This window comes from Exiguobacterium sp. s132, from assembly GCF_018617235.1.
Lineage (GTDB): Bacteria > Bacillota > Bacilli > Exiguobacteriales > Exiguobacteriaceae > Exiguobacterium > Exiguobacterium profundum.
In genome coordinates this window covers 1759109-1776346 of record NZ_JACSJU010000001.1, presented here as the reverse complement: position 1 = coordinate 1776346, position 17238 = coordinate 1759109, and the positions used below count along the sequence as shown (strand labels likewise).

Sequence of the window (17238 nt, the reverse complement as noted above, 5' to 3'; positions counted from 1 at the left end):
CTTTCCATTATAGGATAGGCGTCTTTTTGTCGAGTGGAATCGTGACGGTGAAAGAAGTGCCCGATACATCAGACGTGACTGTCAATTCTCCACCGTGACGGTTGACGATTTGGTCAGCGATGGCGAGTCCGAGGCCGCTCCCGCCAGTCTGTCGGGACCGTGATTTTTCCACACGATACAGGCGGTCAAAAATGTGCGGTAAATCTTCTTCGGGAATGCCTTTCCCATTGTCTATAATGGTCAGGATCAGGTGAGTGTCCGTGACATTTGAACGCAGGGAGACATGTGAGGCCTCACTATGCTCAATCGCATTATGGGCGATTGAGCGGAAGACTTGGAGCATCCGGTGCCGATCCAATGTAAGAGCGATGTCTTGTTGTCCCGCGTTCGACGAAGCATCGAAGCGAATCGTCGTCATCCGGAACATTGTATCGAGCATTCGACGTAAGTCCGCACAAAACGTTGTGACGGTCACTTCTTCTCGATGCAATAAGAACGTGTTCTCATCGAGCTGTGCCAGTTGAAACGCATTTTCGACGAGTTCTGTGAGCGACCGGCTTTCATCTAAGATTGTCTGAATCGATTGCTTGCGTAACGATTCGGGCGTACTTTCTTTCGAAGCGATTTCGGCGTAACCCCTCAAGTACGTGAGAGGGGTCTTGATTTCATGCGATAGGTCGGATAAGAACTGACGACGTTCCCGCCGTAGTCTGGATAGTTCCACTGACATCGATTCGATGGCACGCGCTAATTCACCGATTTCGTCGACACGATTGGTCGGTAACTGTAAATCGTCTGGGTTTGTCAATACATTCTCCGTTGCTTGTTTTAATGATTGGATCGGTTTTGAAATCAATCGACTCAAGAGGATGAACGTCAAGACGGTCGTCACGAGCGCGATCGCTGTGATATATAGGAATCGCCACTGGAGCCGATGGCTAATTCCATGAATGATTTCAGTCGGTAAAAACATATAGACGTATCCATACCGTCTGTCGGTATCATCTGTGATTGGCGTACGAACGATCAAATACGGTTCGTTTTCCCAGTCGTTCTCTAGGACAGTCGTGTCGTCGAAGGAGCCAGTTTGTTTTTTCGAATCGACTGTATCGGCAAGGACTTGGGGAAAGAAGCGTGAAGTCTGAAGAAGATGATGCGTGGGATCAGTGATGGCGACTTTCGTATCGGTCTCACTTTCCATAGTCGCTACATGATCAATCGTCTCTTCGGAAAAATTCATTGCTAATACGCTCGCATGGCTCTCGGCCCGAGATTCAAGGCGATTGATTTCTTCTACAACACGTTCACCGAGAAGCGTGTGATAGAGGAGAAGAAACAACACACCTTCAATCAATAGGGTGGATAGAAGAAAGACGAGGCTGATGCGAAACGGTAGACTGTTACGACCTCGCTTCATCCGGAACGCTCCTCGGTCCATCGATAGCCACGTCCCCATACCGTCTTTAAATAATCATCAATCGGGAATCCTGCATCGCCTAACTTTTCTCGAATCATACGAATATGCGCATCAACGGTGCGTGGGTCGGATTCTGCAGAATAGGGCCAGACAAGGTCAAACAAATCTAGGCGGTTGAAGAGGCGATTCGGGTGCTGAAGGAACAATTTTAAGATGGCCGTCGCTTTTGGTGTGAGGACAATCTCTTGTTCTTCATACAAAACGCGTCCGCTCTCCTCATCGTAACGTAGTGGTCCGTATTGGATGTTGACGACACGGGTCCGGCGCAAGACGGCACGAATACGAGCGAGGAGCACGTTCCCATCGAACGGTTTGGTGACGTAATCATCCGCTCCAGCATCTAATCCTTGGATGGTCGTCTCATTGTCTGAACGTGCCGTCAACAAGACGACAGGTAATGCCGGATCCATCGTCTTTAACTGACGACAAAGTGAGATCCCATCTACTTCTGGCATCATAATATCTAAAAGGACGAGATCCGGTCGCTCTTCGATTTTGTCGAGTGCGGAACGGGCATCGCTCGCCTCGATGCAAAAGTAGCCGTCACTTTCAAGAAACAAACGAATCAAATGTCTCATTTTTTCTTCATCGTCTACGATGAGAATCTTCATCTTGCATTCCTCCTTCCTCTTATTATTATCGTTCCGTGTGCTTTGCGTGATTTCCTTCCATGGCGAAAAGAGTCTGTAGTTGTTCACGTGCGCGTTCGACGTCTCGACAGTAAATGACGGGTACTCTCGCGTCAATCGGTCGATCCGTGACGATGGCTACTGCACCATTTCGGATGGCGGCCCTCACTAAATCGACGCCACGTTCATTGATTGGGCGCTTGCATATATATAAAAACATTTTATTTATTTTTTCTGGTGTCGTTCCGATTCCGCGAATTGTCATTTCTTCCGGGTGATCGAGATAGGACCAAGATAAAACAGTATCAAGTGTTGCCAGTACGTCACGCAATGTCCGCTCTTGCATCATCGTTCTCCTTCCTTGCATGAACTCAATTTCACTAGTGTACCCGATGTTTGTGAAAAAGAAGTGAAAAGCGTTAAGAGTACGATTAGACGGAGAAATAGGCGGGTTTGAGTATAGAACAAGTAGGAAAAAGAGTTTTTATACGCACAATAAGAAAGGATGAATAAGATGAAACAGTACGGTAAATTTGGAATCATGATTGCGGTCTCGACATTCATTATGTATTGGCTCATGTATTTGAACGTGTTTCAGTTCAATCATATCTTCTTTAGTCAGACGAGGTTGTACATGGCACTCATCATGGGATCGGTCATGGCGTTCGTCATGCTTCTCTTCATGTGGGGGATGTATAAGAACAAAACAGTTAACTTTATCATCCTAGGGGTCAGTGCTCTCGTCTTCAGTGCCTCGCTTTGGCTCGTACGTAGCCAGACGACCGTCGATGATGTCAGTTGGATGAAAGCGATGATCCCTCACCACTCGATTGCCATTTTGACAAGTGAACGCGCTGAAATTGAAGACCCACGCGTGAAAGAATTGTCTGAAGAAATCATCAAGGCACAGCGCCGTGAAATTGAAGAGATGAAGCGATTGATTGAAGATTTAGAGGATGAAGAGGAGAACGCCGAGGAAAATCGTGAGTAACAGACATGCACAGTCGAAAACGGCTGTGCATTTTTTGTATGTTGAAAAGGAAAAATAAAGAAAGTAAGTTATAATTTGTTTTCCTTTATTTGAAATATAAATGACATATTTGTCGGTTCGTTTTGGTGGTAAAATTTTTTCAGTTAGATAATATAAAAAATAAAAATTTAAATACATAATTGAAAGGATTTACCACATCATGAAACGAAAGATGCTCTCTCTCTTTGCCGTTCTTCTCACAGTCGGAATCTTCACTCCGACAGGTACCCCGGCTGAAGCTGCTACCACGTATTATGTCAAAGTCATGACTAACAGTTTAAACGTCCGTTCGGGCCCGGGCACGACGTATGCAATCGTCGGCAGTGCGAAGTTGGGACAATCCTTCAAATATCTCGGCGTGAGCGGGGGATGGACAAAAATCAATTTCAACGGGACATCCCGCTACGTATCCAGTACATATGTGAAGAAGTACAGTGTCTCCACGCTTTCAACCACATCGACTGCGAATATGATCATCCCGACAAAAGGGACGTTGACACAAAAGTATGGTCCGGCGAGCGGGCAGTACGGTTATACGTTCCATAACGGTATCGACTTGGCTGCTCCAAGAGGAACACCGGTCGTGTCAGCCGCTTATGGAAAAGTCATCGTTTCTCGGAACTATGGGGCTTACGGTAACCACATCATGATGAGCCATCAGTTGAATGGACAAACATATATTACTGTATACGCACACCTTGATCGCCTCAATGTCGTTACAGGACAAACGTTAGCAAAAGGAGCAACGATTGGAACGGTCGGGAATACCGGTAACTCGTTCGGGAATCATCTCCACTTCGAAGTGCATCGGAACAGCTATGTGTATAGCAGTTCATCTCCTGCTAACAGTATCAATCCGTATACAATGTTTTGACATAAAAGCACGCGCTCTCAAACAATGGGAGCGCGTGCTTTTTGGTTAATGCCATGTCGTTTGTTTGTTTCGCTCGATTTGGTTGGCGGCAATGAGGCTGACACCAACGACGACACCGAACACCAATCCGAACAGGTTGTTGAAGAGTAACATGAGGATGATCCCGAAGACGAGACCGATACTCATGAGGCCAATCCGATCAAACATATTGAATCCCCTTTTCTGTAGTTGTGCACCTCAATGATTAACCGATTTTCAAAGAAAGAACACCGACGAAATGGACTGATTGATTCATTATACGTGTTTGGAAGAACCAGGTTTCGTTTTGTAGAAACTATAGAGGACGCTAATCAAGATGACGAGAACGATGGTTCCAAGAGACATCCAAATCGGCATCTTGTACACATCACCGAAAATCATCTTCGCCCCTATGAAGACGAGCATGAAGCTGAGACCGTGTTTCAAATAGTAGAAGCGGTCGATCAAGTTGGCGAGGACGAAGTAGAGACTACGAAGTCCGAGAATCGCCATGATGTTCGCATAGAAGATGATATACGGGTCACGTGAATACGCGAAACTCGCGGCGACCGAATCGACTGCGAAGACGATATCCGACAATTCGATGAAGATGAGCGCGATGAAGAGTGGCGTGAAGAACAACTTCCCATTGATGCGCTTCGTGAACTTCCCGGATGAGATGTCCTGTGTGATGGGGAGGCGTCGCTCGAGCCAACGAATCGTCTTGTTTTCTTCAAGTGACTCGTCTTTCCCGATATTCTTATACATCATCCATCCTGTATAAACGAGAAACGCTCCGAACACGTAGTAGACCCAACCGAAGTTTTCTAAAAGGGATACGCCAGCGACGATGAAGACAGCGCGGAAGAAAATCGCTCCGAGAATCCCCCAGAATAGTACCTTATGTTGATACTTGAGTGGGATGGCGAAATAGGCAAAAACAAGTGAGAAGACGAAGACATTATCAATCGCGAGTGCCTTTTCGATAAAGTAGACGCTCGCATATTCCGTTGCGGCTGTACTTCCTTGCGTGAAGAACAACCATCCTCCGAATGCGATGGCAATCCCAATCCAGACAAACGTCCATGTCCATGCTTCGCGGAGCGAGACTTCGTGCGCTTTACGGTGGAACACCCCGAGGTCAAGTGCGAGCATGAAGATGACGATGAGTAAGAACCCGATGAGTAGGGTCAACAACAATTCCTCCTTTTAAGGTCATATGAACTTCTATATATTTAATTTAAGTTCATAAGAACTCAAAGTCAAGCGTAAAAATCAAAAACCACTCGAAAAGGAGTGGTCAATGTGTAGAGCGTCTTCTTAACACTATGCGAGCCGTCCAACCGACAACAGCGATTATTGTGAATCCTAAAAACATATACATCACATGTGAATACATTTCGATATACCCTAACCAAACTTGCCAATTCTCGCCGACTACAACACCAATAAAAATGAGTACCGTATTCCAAATGAGCGTCCCGCATGTCGTCAACACGATAAATTGAAGGAACGGCATATTCGACATACCGGCTGGAATCGAAATCAAACTGCGTACGACGGGAACGAACCGACCGAAGAATACTAATTTTGGACCGAATCGATCAAACCAGCGATCAGCCATTCGAACATCTTCTATTTTCAGATAAATTCTTTTGCCGTAACGGGTGATGAATGACTCGAGACGTTCTCGGTCCAGTAAAAGTCCAATCCCATAAAGGACAACGGCACCGAGGAGTGCTCCGACTGTTGCCACAACAATCATCCAAATAGGATTGAGTGTGGTTGTAGTTGTGAAAAAACCGCCAAAAATTAAGATTAATTCGGATGGGATTGGGGGGAACACATTCTCAACAAAAATAAGAAACATGACTCCGAAATAACCAAACTGTTCAATGATTTGTTGAATCCATTGCTCCATACCGTGATCGTCTCCTACCTAATTCATATTCTCCATCAACAATAAGTCGAATGACGACGATTTGGACATCCATCCTAAGATGTAAAGTGTTTTCAAACGATTTTTTTTGATGTCACGAAAGAGTAATTTCAAGGTCAAACTCACTTGAAAGTGATTATTCTTACATATATCGCAGAAGTGACCACAAATATACGGAGTGACTTCGATGCGTGATTTTCTGAACTGCAAATTAAGTATGAAGAAACTAGGAATAAAAAAACTTATAAATAATCATATTCATTTCACAAAAATCATTCGGATAAATCTGACAATTTAAGTTAAAAAATTTTTTATGAAAAGTTATTTACAGTCATTTTGAATCGGAGTAACATCCATCTCATCAACTTCATACGTATTGTTGAAATCTTTTCGCCGAGTTCCGGAGACGGAAGCGGGGGACCCACTGTCCAATCTGGACTGGGGTGAATCCTCAAGTGAGGTAGGGCCAACCTAGGCAAGCCCGAATCCGACAGCTAACCTCGTAGGCGTTATTAGGGGGATCCGACTCATGCAGTGATATGCCACTGGAGCCGTTTCTTGCTCCTGTGGTTTTTTGTATATTTTTTAATGTTAAATAAAGTAAAAAAATGAAAAAAGAGGTTATTATATGGTTGATTTATTCGCAATTGCTTTACTCATTGGTTTAGTGGCGTCTATGAATGTGATGATTCGTTCGATTGATCGGATGCACTGGAATGAACAGGGGTGACGACATGTATATCGTGCTTTTAGCGATTGGAATTGGGTATCTCTCTTACTTAACCGTTGCATTACTAAAACCAGAAAAATTTTAAAGACAGAGGAGAATGACGAACGATGTGGGTTACATTCATCATCACGTTGAGTTTGCTCATCACAATCACGATGACAGCCAGTGCCATGTTAGGTGGCTATATTGGACGGCGGTTTGTACCGATTCAAGAACGACCAAACTATGTAGGGAAAGCGCTCGAGACGAGGATCACACGTCGCCTTCGAATAAATGAGCGTGAAAAGCAAACATGGTTTGGCTATGCAAAAGATTTTTTGACACTCAATTTACTATTTTTATTGATTGGTTATGTGTTGCTTCGCTTTCAAGGAGTGTTGCCCTTCAATCCGAATGGGGCCGTCAACTTAGACTGGCATCTAGCATTCCATACGGTCATCAGTTTTATGACCAATACAGACCAACAGCACTATTCAGGTGAGGCGCTCTCTCACTTATCACAGATGTTCGTCTTATCGACACTCATGTTCGTGGCGCCAACGATGGCATTGACGATGGCGCTGGCTTTCATTCGAGCGATTCTTGGAAAGCAGATTGGTCAGTTCTATTTCGACTTTGTACGCGTCATCGTGTACGTGCTCTTACCAATCAGCTTATTTTTCGGTATGTGGTTGATTGCGTTTGGTGTCCCACAAACCCTTAGTCCGAATGCTGTCGTCACAACGCTCGAAGGGGCGAGCCAAACGATTCAACGAGGACCGATCGCATCATTTGAGGTCATCAAACAGCTCGGGAATAACGGTGGGGGCTACTATGCGGTAAATGGTGCGCATCCATTTGAAAACCCAAGCAAGTGGACGAATTACATCCATCTTTTCTTGATGCTCTTATTACCGATGTCATTGCCGTTCATCTACGGGTCGATGGCGAAGAAACGAAAACAAGGATTCCTTTACTTTGGTGTCATGCTTTTCTTGTTCGTCATTGGAACAGTGGCCATGTACGCCACTTTGTACTCGAACCCCTCTTTACATGGACAAGAGATGCGCTTCGGGGCAATTGGTACAGCGCTTTACGGCGCGGTGACGACAGCTGCTGAGACTGGCGCAGTCAATGCAATGCACGACTCGCTTCCATCTCTTAGCGGCATCATCTTGATGGGAAACATGATGTTGAACGTTGTCTTTGGTGGGGTCGGTGCCGGTTTCATGAACTTGATGATGTATGTGATCATCACCATTTTTGTTGCGGCCCTCTTGATTGGACAGACGCCGACCGTGCTTGGCAAGAAAATCGAAGGACGCGAGATGAAACTTGTCGCGTTAACGCTTCTTGTCTCGCCACTTCTTATTTTAGGATTTACGGCTTTGGCGCTCGTCGTACAGCCAGGACAAGAGGCCATCACGAACGCTGGACCTCATGGGATTTCACAAATCTTGTATGAGTATATATCCGCTGTCGCCAACAACGGATCCGGATTCGAAGGTTTATTGGATGCGACTCCGTTTTGGAATATCACGGCAGGCTTTGCGATGTTCTTCGGTCGATATATTCCGCTTTTATTAATGGTGGCGATGGCAGGTAGTCTTCAAATGAAACCACGTGTCACGGACGATGGGGCACTTCGGACCGACACGCCGCTATTTACATCACTTCTGTTCGGTGTGATTGTCATTGTCGGTGCCTTGACCTTTTTACCAGTGTTGTTGCTTGGACCATTCGCCGAATGGCTCATGATACGTTGAACATAGGAGAGAATAGAAGATGAATGAACTAGAAAAACAGACACGCCGCTTTGACACGAGCTTGATTGTTCCTGCCATGTGGGACGGAGTCAAAAAACTAGATCCACGGACGATGGTGAAACAACCGGTCATGTTCCTCGTATGGGGCGGATTCTTATTATCGCTCGTTTATACGATGCTGTCGGACGAGATGCGAGGATTTCACTTGGCAGTGACGCTCATTTTGCTCGTCACGTTATGGTTCGCCAATTTTGCCGAAGCGATTGCAGAAGGACGAGGGAAGGCGCAGGCAGCTACCCTTCGAGCATCTAAAAATGATGTGATGGCACGTCGAATTGTGAAAGATGGGATTGAGGAAGTCGCTTCGTCGCTCCTTCGAAAAGGAGATATCGTCGAAGTGCGCGCCGGAGACTACCTGCCGGGAGACGGCGAAATTATCGCCGGGCTTGCTTCGATTGATGAATCTGCGATTACAGGAGAATCGGCGCCAGTGATTAAAGAGTCTGGCGGAGACTTCTCTTCCGTCATCGGGGGAACGCTTGTCGTCAGTGACCGGATTGAGGTCGAGATTACAAGCAACCCAGGTGAATCGTTCCTTGACCAGATGATTACCCTTGTCGAGGGCTCGAAACGTCAAAAAACACCGAATGAGATTGCCTTGTCCCTGCTTCTTGTTTCGCTCAGTATGATTTTCTTACTCGTCGTTTTGACACTCCCTGCGTTTACGAACTATCTCGGCTTCCAATTGTCACCACCCATTTTAATTGCACTTCTCGTTTGTCTCATTCCGACAACGATTGGTGGACTCTTATCCGCCATCGGGATTGCCGGGATGGACCGGGTCACGCGATTCAATGTCATTGCGATGAGCGGGAAAGCCGTTGAGGCGGCTGGAGACATTCGAACCATCATTTTAGATAAGACGGGGACCATCACGTTCGGAAACCGGATGGCATTTGAAGTTCTTCCAGTAGAAGGAATCACAGCTTCGCAAGCGCTTGGAGTCGCCGTCTTGACGTCTTTGGAAGACGAGACACCAGAGGGGCGCTCTGTATTGACGCTTGCAAAAGAACGCTGGGGAGAATTAGATGAGTCACCGAAACAAGATGCGGTGATCATTCCATTCAAAGCAGAAACACGTATGTCGGGACTCGACTTGGCAGACGGTCGACGTGTCCGAAAAGGTGCGGCGTCCGCCGTCATTAACTGGGTGAGTGCTCAAGGTGGGATGATTCCGAGCGACTTACAGGATCAAGTCGATGCGATTTCGAAAGAAGGCGGCACTCCGCTCGTCATCTCAGAAGATGCACGGATTGTCGGCGTGATTCACTTGAAAGATACGGTGAAACCGGGTATGCGTGAACGCTTCGATCGCTTGCGTCAGATGGGAATCAAGACCATCATGTGCACGGGAGATAATCCGTTGACGGCCGCGACGATTGCACGCGAAGCTGGTGTCGATGAATTCGTAGCGGAATGTAAACCAGAAGATAAGATTCGTGTCATCAAAGCAGAACAAAAAGCAGGTCATCTTGTCGCAATGACGGGGGACGGTACGAATGATGCCCCGGCGCTCGCACAGGCAGACGTCGGTCTCGCCATGAACTCGGGGACACAGGCCGCGAAAGAAGCGGCGAATATGATTGATTTAGATTCGGATCCGACCAAAATCATTGAAGTGGTCGAAATCGGTAAGCAGTTACTGATGACACGCGGGGCTTTGACGACGTTCTCGATTGCGAACGATGTGGCCAAATACTTCGCCATCTTGCCGGCTATGTTCGTTGCATTTATCCCAGAGATGGATTGGTTGAACGTGATGCGTCTCGGCTCACCTGAGTCAGCCATCTTGGCCGCACTTTTGTTCAATGCCTTGATCATCCCACTTCTCATTCCAGTTGCGATGAAAGGGGTTCGTTACGACCCGGTCGGTCCCGAGAAGTTGTTACGTCGAAATTTACTCGTTTATGGTGTCGGTGGTGTGATTGTCCCGTTTTTGGGAATCAAAGCGCTCGACATCGTCTTAAACTTATTCATGTGAGGTGGACCGAATGTCTTCTATAAAACAAGCAGGTATCGTCGTCAGTTTGACGATGATCTTATGCGGTGTGGCTTATCCACTCGCTTTAACAGTAGCAGGTCAGGCACTATTTCCGAGTCAAGCTGAAGGTAGTTTGATCGAACGCGATGGTGAACAGATTGGATCAAAGTGGATCGCACAACCTTTCGTTTCGGAAGGTTACTTCCACGGCCGACCAACAGCAGTCGATCAACTCACTGGTCAATCGGGCGGCGATAACATGGCAGAAAGTAATCCGGACCGTCCGAAACACGATCCCGAACTTGCGGGAGCGATTGAGACATCCGGATCTGGACTTGATCCGCATATCTCGATAGAACATGCGATGTTACAAGTCGATCGTATCAGCGACGCACGTTCGATGGCGACGGCTGAAGTCGAAGGCGTCATTCAAGACACGGCTGACGGTGAATCGTACGTCAATGTCTTGATGATGAATCTTGCACTAGATGAGTTGAACTGATGCGAGGCAAACTTCGACTTTATATCGGAGCCGCACCGGGTGTAGGCAAAACGTATAAAATGTTGGCAGATGCACGGGCTCGTCAGCAAGAAGGGGTCTCGGTCATGATTGGATTGATTGAGACACATGGACGAAACGAAACAGAGGCGATGATTGGCGATTTGCCAATCGTCCCTCTTCTTTCGCTATTTTATAAAGGACACGAACTGAAAGAGTTAGACGTCGAGACCATCTTATCGTTTCATCCTGATATCGTCCTCGTTGATGAGTTGGCTCATACGAATGCCCCAGGCTCAGTACGGGCAAAGCGATACCAGGACGTGCAGGTGTTGTTAGAGAACGGAATCAATGTATATGCGGCCGTTAATATTCAGCATTTTGAGAGTCTACTGTTGACCGTGAAAGGCATCACAGGCGTAGAGGTAAGAGAACGGATTCCAGATCTGTTCCTCAATCAGGCTGATGAAATTCTGCTCGTCGATGTGACACCGCAGACGTTACAAGAGCGGATGAGACAAGGGAAGATTTATCGACCGGACAAAATTGAACAAAGTCTGTCGTCATTTTTTACGCTGACCAATCTATCGAGTCTGCGTGAGATTGCGCTTCGACAAGTAGCGGATGAAGTCGATGATCAAGTCTATCGAACCCGAAAAAATGTGGTGTCTGATCCGACGCTCCTCCAAGAGCGGATCATGGTCTGTATTCAGCTCAATGACAATGCGAGACATTTGATCTATCGAGGATTTCGCATGGCGAGTCGACTCAAAGCGAAACTTTATATCTTGTCTGTCCTCCATGGTGAGGAGAGAAAATTGACACCTGAGCAGACTGCCATTCTAAAAGAAGTTCGAGAGCAAGGTGCATCATTCCAGGCAGAAGTGATTGTCTTGAATGTACCGAGGAAAGAACTAACGAAGAGTTTAACGACTACGGCACGAGAAAAACGCATTACCCAATTGATTCTTGGACAATCAGCAAGGACACGCTGGCAAGAAGTCATGCGCGGGTCGATTGTGAATGTCATCATGCGGGAATTGAAGCAGGTGGACATCCATATCGTCTCGGATCAAACGTGACAGGTGTGACGGGTCGTATGAACGGGAAGAGTGAATCATGCGAACAAAGGAGGGGTTTTATGAAATATTTAGTCACAGGAGCAACGGGGAAACTCGGCTCGAAAATTGTAGAGGAACTACTCAAGTCGATTGATGCGAGTGAGCTCGCTGTAAGTGTACGGAATCCGGAGAAGGCGGCGTCTCTTAAAGAGCGTGGCGTTGATGTGCGACATGGTGATTTTGATCAGCCAGACACACTCGATGAAGCGTTCAAAGGTGTTGAGCGTCTTTTGATCATCTCGGCAGATGGCGATAACGATACGCGGATTCGTCAACATACGAACGCGGTTGAGGCGGCGAAACGGGCAGGTGTTTCATTCATTGCCTACACGAGTCTAGCCGATGCGACAGACAGTGAGAACTTGATGGCACCTCCACATGTCGTCACAGAGGAAGCGATTGTCGAGTCCGGTATTCCACATGCGTTCTTACGGAACAACTGGTACTTAGAAAACGAGTTATCAAGCATTCAAGCGGTAATTGACGGGGCGCCATGGATCACGGCGGCTCGGGACGGTAAAGTCGGTTGGGCTCTACAACAAGATTATGCGGAAGCCGCATCGAATGTTCTGTTAAAAGAACAACAAGACAATGCGGTCTATGAACTATCAGGACCACTTCATACCCAGCAAGATCTTGTAGACGCGCTCAGTGAAGTGTTAGGTCGTGAAGTGATGATGCAGGAGTTGAGTCTCGAGGCATACGAAGAGACGATGCGCGGGGCTGGATTGCCAGAAGAAGTCGTTGCGATTCTTGCGGGGATTCAGCGAAGCATTCGTCAAGGAACGCTCGAAATTCATGAGAGTGACTTCGAACCGGTTCTCGGACGCCCGGTCACACCTCTTCAAGAAGGAATTCGTCAATTGCTCGACCGATAAGTAAAATGCCCTCGACCACTTGGTCGAGGGCATTTGTGTTAGGCGCGAGTGGCGTGATCCTCGAGTTGAGTCGTCACGTCTTCAAGCGAATTCGCGGTTAGAGCGAGTCGGTCCGACATCGAGCTGAGTTCTTTTTGAATGGCGACTTGCTCTTCCGTTGCTGCGGCAACATGGTGAATCTGTTGTTGAAGTTCATTCGCCGCATATTTCGTCGATTCAAGTCGTGTTTCGAGTGCTTCCATCTGTGTCGTGACCCGCTGGCGTGTCTCTTGAATCGAAGCAATTTGTTCGTCGATTTCTGATACATCTTCTGTAAGACGGCCAAAGACAGCCGTCACATCGTTCGTGACAGTTTGACAGTTTTCGGTCGCTTGTTTGAAAAGATGCGCTGATTTGGATACGACGGTCGTATCTTCCATCAATCCACCGAGGACTCGGGTCATCTCGGATGCATATTCACGCGATTGGACAGCGAGTTTCCCGACTTCGGAGGCGACAACGGCGAATCCTCGTCCAGCCTCACCGGCACGAGCCGCTTCAATAGATGCATTCAAGGCGAGCATGTTCGTCTGTTCACTGATCGAACCGACTTGTTGCAAGATTCCTTGGATTTCATTTGAACGATTCGACATCGTCGCAACAATCCGGTCGAGTTGTTCCGATTCGGTAATGATTTCTTGTACTTTTGTTTCCATTAGTCGCATGTCTTTGTTCCCAGCAAGGGCATCTTTAGCGATGCGCGAGGATGCTGCGGCCGTTTGGGCCATTCGTTCTTGAATGAGCGCTGTCAAAGACCGAATCGAGTGAATTTCATCTGCCCCTTGCACCATGGAGGCTTGTTGGGATGAAGCATGAGCGACAATCGGGTCGACCGTGACAGCGATTTGCTCACCAGATTCAAGAGACTGGTTAGCGGCAGATTCAAGCTCTTCGGCGTGACTGTTTAACGATTGAACGAGGGCGCTGACATCATGAATCGCTTGTTGTAACAACTGTCGTGTTTCTTGCTCCTGTGCCTCGGCATGTTGCGTCTCGTTATTACGGAAGTGGATTTGGGCGACAAGCACAACACTCAGAAGAATCAAGTACACGGCATGGACGAGTAGTAAACTGAACGGATAGTCGCTCGTTCCACAAATCATCTCAGGGATTAAAAAGTATCCGACTAGATGTTGCACAGCAAAGATTCCGGCACTATACAAAATCAAGTCGATGCGACGCATAAACGACAAAATCGCCAAGACGACAAAAATGGAGAAGTGATATTCAACAAGTCCTTGTCCTCCAGCAACGGTCGAGATGCTTGCGAAGGTGAGTGTCAGCATCATCCAATAAGGAAATGCTACGGATTCTCGCTTAACTGTGACGATCATCATTCCAAAGAAGACGATTGGAAGGGCGAACAAGACCCATGTTACTCCGGAGTACACGTAACCGTCCGCACCGTTTCGCAGAACCGTATACGCATAGGCAAAGTCCGTGAAACGATGTAGCAAATGGACAACAACCGACGTCATCACAATCAATAACGTCGTCAACAACATCAACTGATTTCTTTTAATCAAACTCATCATTCTTTCCTCACATTCTCGTGTTCATTTGTTGTAGCTCTATACATATCGGATGAATAGTATAGAAGTTTATATGAATTACATGTTCAAGGCACAAAAAAAGAGCATAAAGCTCTCCCTCATAAAATTTCAATTCAATCCAAGCCATTTTTTAACCGGTTCTCGGAAGATGTACGTCACGACAATCAAGCCGACGAAGACGAGCGCGGCAATGAAAATCGTGGTGACACTGCCTGAGGCGAGGCTCGCCCCGAGGAAGCTGTAGGCGAACGTACCTGGGATCATGCCGAGTACGGTCGCCGGTACGAAGGCGCGGAAACGAACACGTGAGATTCCACCGGCATAACTAAGTAAGTCAAAACTGACGAGCGGGATGAGCCGGAGGACAAATACATATAAAAAGCCACGACGCTCCATTTGTGTGAACAGTTTCTCTGACCATGGATAGCGGTCGACGTTGATGACCGAGCGCCCGAAAAAACGCCCCATCACATAACCGGTCGTCGCAGCGGCAGTTGCACCAATAATGATATAGAGGACACCTGGCCATACGCCGAACGCGAGTCCGGCTCCGAGTGAGAGGACGGATGTCGGTAAAAATGCGACCGGACCGATGGCATAAAGAAAAATAAAGAAGAGTGGACCCCAAAATCCAAACGACAAGACGATGTCCCGGATGTCAGACGGACGCAACTCATAGTGAAAATGGGTGATATAGAACAAAGATCCAAACACGAGAAGAAAGAGTGTGAGTTTGAGTGGTCGTGGCAAGTTGTCCGCTCCTTTCGTAACCGAATGTATCTGATGTTAGTATACTGCATCTCCATGCAACATAAATGCGAGCCGGCTTACAAAAGGTGTAACGAGCTGGAGCAAAGAGGCAGCTATCCGAATCGAAACTTAGGTCAATGCTTTCTAAACATTGCTTCATTTTTCACAAATTCGACACGATAAATAGAATGGGAGGGAAAATGATGAAAAATTTAAGCATGTCTAAGAAGTTTACCGTATTGATTTCATTATTCGTTGTGACACTCGTCATGATTTCAATGTTAAGCCATGTGTTGATTGGAAGAATGGCTGATGCCGGAGAAAAGATATACGAAGAGAGATTGATTCCGATTCGTGCCATTGGACAGTTGAGAACCGATAATCGTGCAATCGACAGTCACTTGTTAGAACTAATGTTGACGACCGAAAGTGCTCGAAATGAAGAGTTACAAAAAAATATTGAAGAGCGTCGGGAGAGTATGGTTACCGATCTCGAAGTATTTAATGATTCGATTTCGACAGAAGATCCTGAATTAATGAGTCGAATCGAAAAGTTGAATGAGGAGACGAACGCATATTTGGAAAGCATAGACGTCGTATTGCAACCTGCATTACGAAATGAAAATGAATCTGCTTACCGACAATATGGAACAGAATTACGACCAATTCGACTTGCGCTTGTTGAGACAGCGAAAGAAGTTATGGATCAATTGAATGTGGATGCGGAAACGGCCAGTGATACGATGCGGTCTGATCGAGAGCGTGCTGTGTTTATCTTTTGGGGTCTTGTCATTTTGGGAGCTGCGCTTTCAATTGGATTAGGCGTCTACATCACGCGCCTTGTGGTTGGTCCGGTGAAAGAATTGAACGTATTGATGAGTCGTGCCGGTGAAGGGGATTTGACAGTCAATAGCACATACACATCACGCGATGAAATCGGGGCGCTCGCACAGTCATTCAATCAGATGAAAGAAAGTTTACGAGAGTTGATTGGTGGAGTGACTTCGACTGCTGGGCGTGTGGCGACTTCATCGGACGATTTGAAAAATAACGTAGAAGAAACGACAAAAGCGACAGAGATGGTAGCTGTGACGATGGAAGAAATCGCTTCGGGTTCACTCCATCAGTTGAAACGGGTCAAGTCTTCAAATGGTACCCTTTCAGAATTGACGAATGGCATTCACCAAGTCTCTGATCGTGCTCAACAGATGACTGTATTATCGGAAGGGGCATTGGACAAAGTACAATCAGGGAATGAGCTAATCGAAACGCTTGAACATCAGCTTGAAGCGATGAATGAAAAAGTGAAGACGTTGCAACAAGTCATTGAGCAGCTTAATACTCGTTCTCAAGAGATTGGTACAATCAGTGGGACCATTTCAGGAATTGCAGAGCAAACGAACTTACTTGCATTAAATGCAGCAATCGAGGCAGCGCGCGCAGGAGATCAGGGACGTGGGTTTGCAGTCGTTGCTGCAGAAGTACGAAAACTTGCGGAAGAATCAGCCGATGCGACCAAACAAATTTCCTCTCTAATTCATCATACACAGACAGAAACAAAGCATGCCGTAGAGACGATGCATGTCGTAGAAGGTGATATGGGACAGAGTGTGACGAACGTGCGGCAGACAGGTGTTGCGTTTGATGAAATTAAAGTGGCCATTGAAGAAGTCGGGCAACAAATAGAAGAAGTGTCCAGTGCTGTACAAGAAATGGCGGCGGGAGCGACAGAAGTGTTGAACTCTGTGAATGAGATTCAAGGAATTACTGAATCGACTGCCACAGAAACAGAGAACACATCAGCAGCTACTGAAGAACAGATGGCATCAATGGAAGAAATTACGGCAGCCGCTCAAGAATTATCGAATATGGCGGATGAGATGCGAGAGATGACGAATCGATTTACTGTGTAAAT

At 46.7% G+C, this 17238-nt stretch carries 17 protein-coding genes and 1 riboswitch; of the genes, 9 read left to right on the top strand and 8 right to left on the bottom strand.

The genetic code is table 11. The features are described from left to right. Positions 1 to 7 precede the first annotated feature (7 nt). The 3 genes from KNO78_RS08985 to KNO78_RS08975 are packed head-to-tail and all read right to left on the bottom strand — an operon-like array spanning position 8 to position 2452. Positions 8 to 1417: a sensor histidine kinase gene (locus tag KNO78_RS08985; RefSeq protein WP_214690447.1), complete on the bottom strand. Its 1410-nt coding sequence runs from the start codon at positions 1415 to 1417 to the stop codon at positions 8 to 10. Next, positions 1414 to 2088 (bottom strand): response regulator transcription factor, encoded by a 675-nt coding sequence (locus KNO78_RS08980; RefSeq protein WP_012727305.1) that lies wholly within the window; start codon positions 2086 to 2088, stop codon positions 1414 to 1416. The genes KNO78_RS08985 and KNO78_RS08980 overlap by 4 nt, the downstream gene beginning before the upstream one ends. Positions 2089 to 2113: 25 nt before the next feature. After that, the gene (locus KNO78_RS08975) at positions 2114 to 2452 is read right to left on the bottom strand and encodes a hypothetical protein (protein WP_214690448.1); all 339 of its coding nucleotides are present in this window, start codon (positions 2450 to 2452) and stop codon (positions 2114 to 2116) included. Positions 2453 to 2620: 168 nt separating this feature from the next. Here KNO78_RS08975 and KNO78_RS08970 point away from each other — a divergent pair, with 168 nt between their 5' ends. Both KNO78_RS08970 and KNO78_RS08965 read left to right on the top strand, forming a co-directional pair. Next, entirely contained in the window at positions 2621 to 3097 is a 477-nt protein-coding gene (locus tag KNO78_RS08970; protein WP_074035791.1) for a DUF305 domain-containing protein, read from the top strand. Between the two features lie 199 nt (positions 3098 to 3296). After that, positions 3297 to 4010 (top strand): peptidoglycan DD-metalloendopeptidase family protein, encoded by a 714-nt coding sequence (locus KNO78_RS08965; protein WP_214690449.1) that lies wholly within the window; start codon positions 3297 to 3299, stop codon positions 4008 to 4010. Positions 4011 to 4055: 45 nt separating this feature from the next. On the opposite strand, the gene KNO78_RS08960 is transcribed toward KNO78_RS08965, so the two are convergent. The 3 genes from KNO78_RS08960 to KNO78_RS08950 form a co-directional block, all read right to left on the bottom strand. Next, positions 4056 to 4217 (bottom strand): hypothetical protein, encoded by a 162-nt coding sequence (locus KNO78_RS08960; RefSeq protein ID WP_214690450.1) that lies wholly within the window; start codon positions 4215 to 4217, stop codon positions 4056 to 4058. Positions 4218 to 4304: 87 nt separating this feature from the next. Next, positions 4305 to 5222, bottom strand: coding sequence for a TerC family protein (locus KNO78_RS08955; RefSeq protein WP_159562943.1), 918 nt, complete (start codon positions 5220 to 5222; stop codon positions 4305 to 4307). 106 nt (positions 5223 to 5328) lie between these two features. Then, complete coding sequence (locus KNO78_RS08950; RefSeq protein ID WP_214690451.1) at positions 5329 to 5949, bottom strand: DedA family protein; 621 nt, start codon at positions 5947 to 5949, stop codon at positions 5329 to 5331. Positions 5950 to 6348: 399 nt separating this feature from the next. Then, positions 6349 to 6491, top strand: a riboswitch (cyclic di-AMP (ydaO/yuaA leader). Positions 6492 to 6683: 192 nt separating this feature from the next. Between KNO78_RS08950 and KNO78_RS15720 the strand changes: the two genes are divergently transcribed. The 6 genes from KNO78_RS15720 to KNO78_RS08920 are packed head-to-tail and all read left to right on the top strand — an operon-like array spanning position 6684 to position 12981. Next, on the top strand, positions 6684 to 6782 hold the full coding sequence (locus KNO78_RS15720; protein ID WP_196431244.1) for a potassium-transporting ATPase subunit F: 99 nt from the start codon (positions 6684 to 6686) through the stop codon (positions 6780 to 6782). A 22-nt stretch (positions 6783 to 6804) separates the two neighbouring features. Continuing rightward, positions 6805 to 8442, top strand: coding sequence for a potassium-transporting ATPase subunit KdpA (gene kdpA, locus KNO78_RS08940; protein WP_214690452.1), 1638 nt, complete (start codon positions 6805 to 6807; stop codon positions 8440 to 8442). 19 nt (positions 8443 to 8461) lie between these two features. After that, positions 8462 to 10483 carry a potassium-transporting ATPase subunit KdpB gene (gene kdpB / locus KNO78_RS08935; RefSeq protein ID WP_159562939.1) on the top strand — a complete coding sequence of 674 codons (2022 nt, stop codon included), beginning with the start codon at positions 8462 to 8464 and terminating at the stop codon, positions 10481 to 10483. Between the two features lie 10 nt (positions 10484 to 10493). Next, positions 10494 to 10985 carry a potassium-transporting ATPase subunit C gene (locus KNO78_RS08930; RefSeq protein WP_214690453.1) on the top strand — a complete coding sequence of 164 codons (492 nt, stop codon included), beginning with the start codon at positions 10494 to 10496 and terminating at the stop codon, positions 10983 to 10985. Then, the gene (locus tag KNO78_RS08925; RefSeq protein ID WP_196431241.1) at positions 10985 to 12064 is read left to right on the top strand and encodes a universal stress protein; all 1080 of its coding nucleotides are present in this window, start codon (positions 10985 to 10987) and stop codon (positions 12062 to 12064) included. The genes KNO78_RS08930 and KNO78_RS08925 overlap by 1 nt, the downstream gene beginning before the upstream one ends. Positions 12065 to 12123: 59 nt before the next feature. Continuing rightward, complete coding sequence (locus tag KNO78_RS08920; protein ID WP_196431240.1) at positions 12124 to 12981, top strand: SDR family oxidoreductase; 858 nt, start codon at positions 12124 to 12126, stop codon at positions 12979 to 12981. A gap of 38 nt (positions 12982 to 13019) precedes the next feature. Here KNO78_RS08920 and KNO78_RS08915 read toward each other — a convergent pair whose 3' ends face one another. Together KNO78_RS08915 and KNO78_RS08910 are read right to left on the bottom strand one after the other, a co-directional pair. Beyond that, positions 13020 to 14552 (bottom strand): methyl-accepting chemotaxis protein, encoded by a 1533-nt coding sequence (locus KNO78_RS08915; protein ID WP_214690454.1) that lies wholly within the window; start codon positions 14550 to 14552, stop codon positions 13020 to 13022. A gap of 129 nt (positions 14553 to 14681) precedes the next feature. Then, on the bottom strand, positions 14682 to 15323 hold the full coding sequence (locus KNO78_RS08910) for a TVP38/TMEM64 family protein (protein ID WP_012727289.1): 642 nt from the start codon (positions 15321 to 15323) through the stop codon (positions 14682 to 14684). Positions 15324 to 15526: 203 nt separating this feature from the next. Between KNO78_RS08910 and KNO78_RS08905 the strand changes: the two genes are divergently transcribed. Beyond that, positions 15527 to 17236 (top strand): methyl-accepting chemotaxis protein, encoded by a 1710-nt coding sequence (locus KNO78_RS08905; protein ID WP_196431238.1) that lies wholly within the window; start codon positions 15527 to 15529, stop codon positions 17234 to 17236. Positions 17237 to 17238 lie beyond the last annotated feature (2 nt).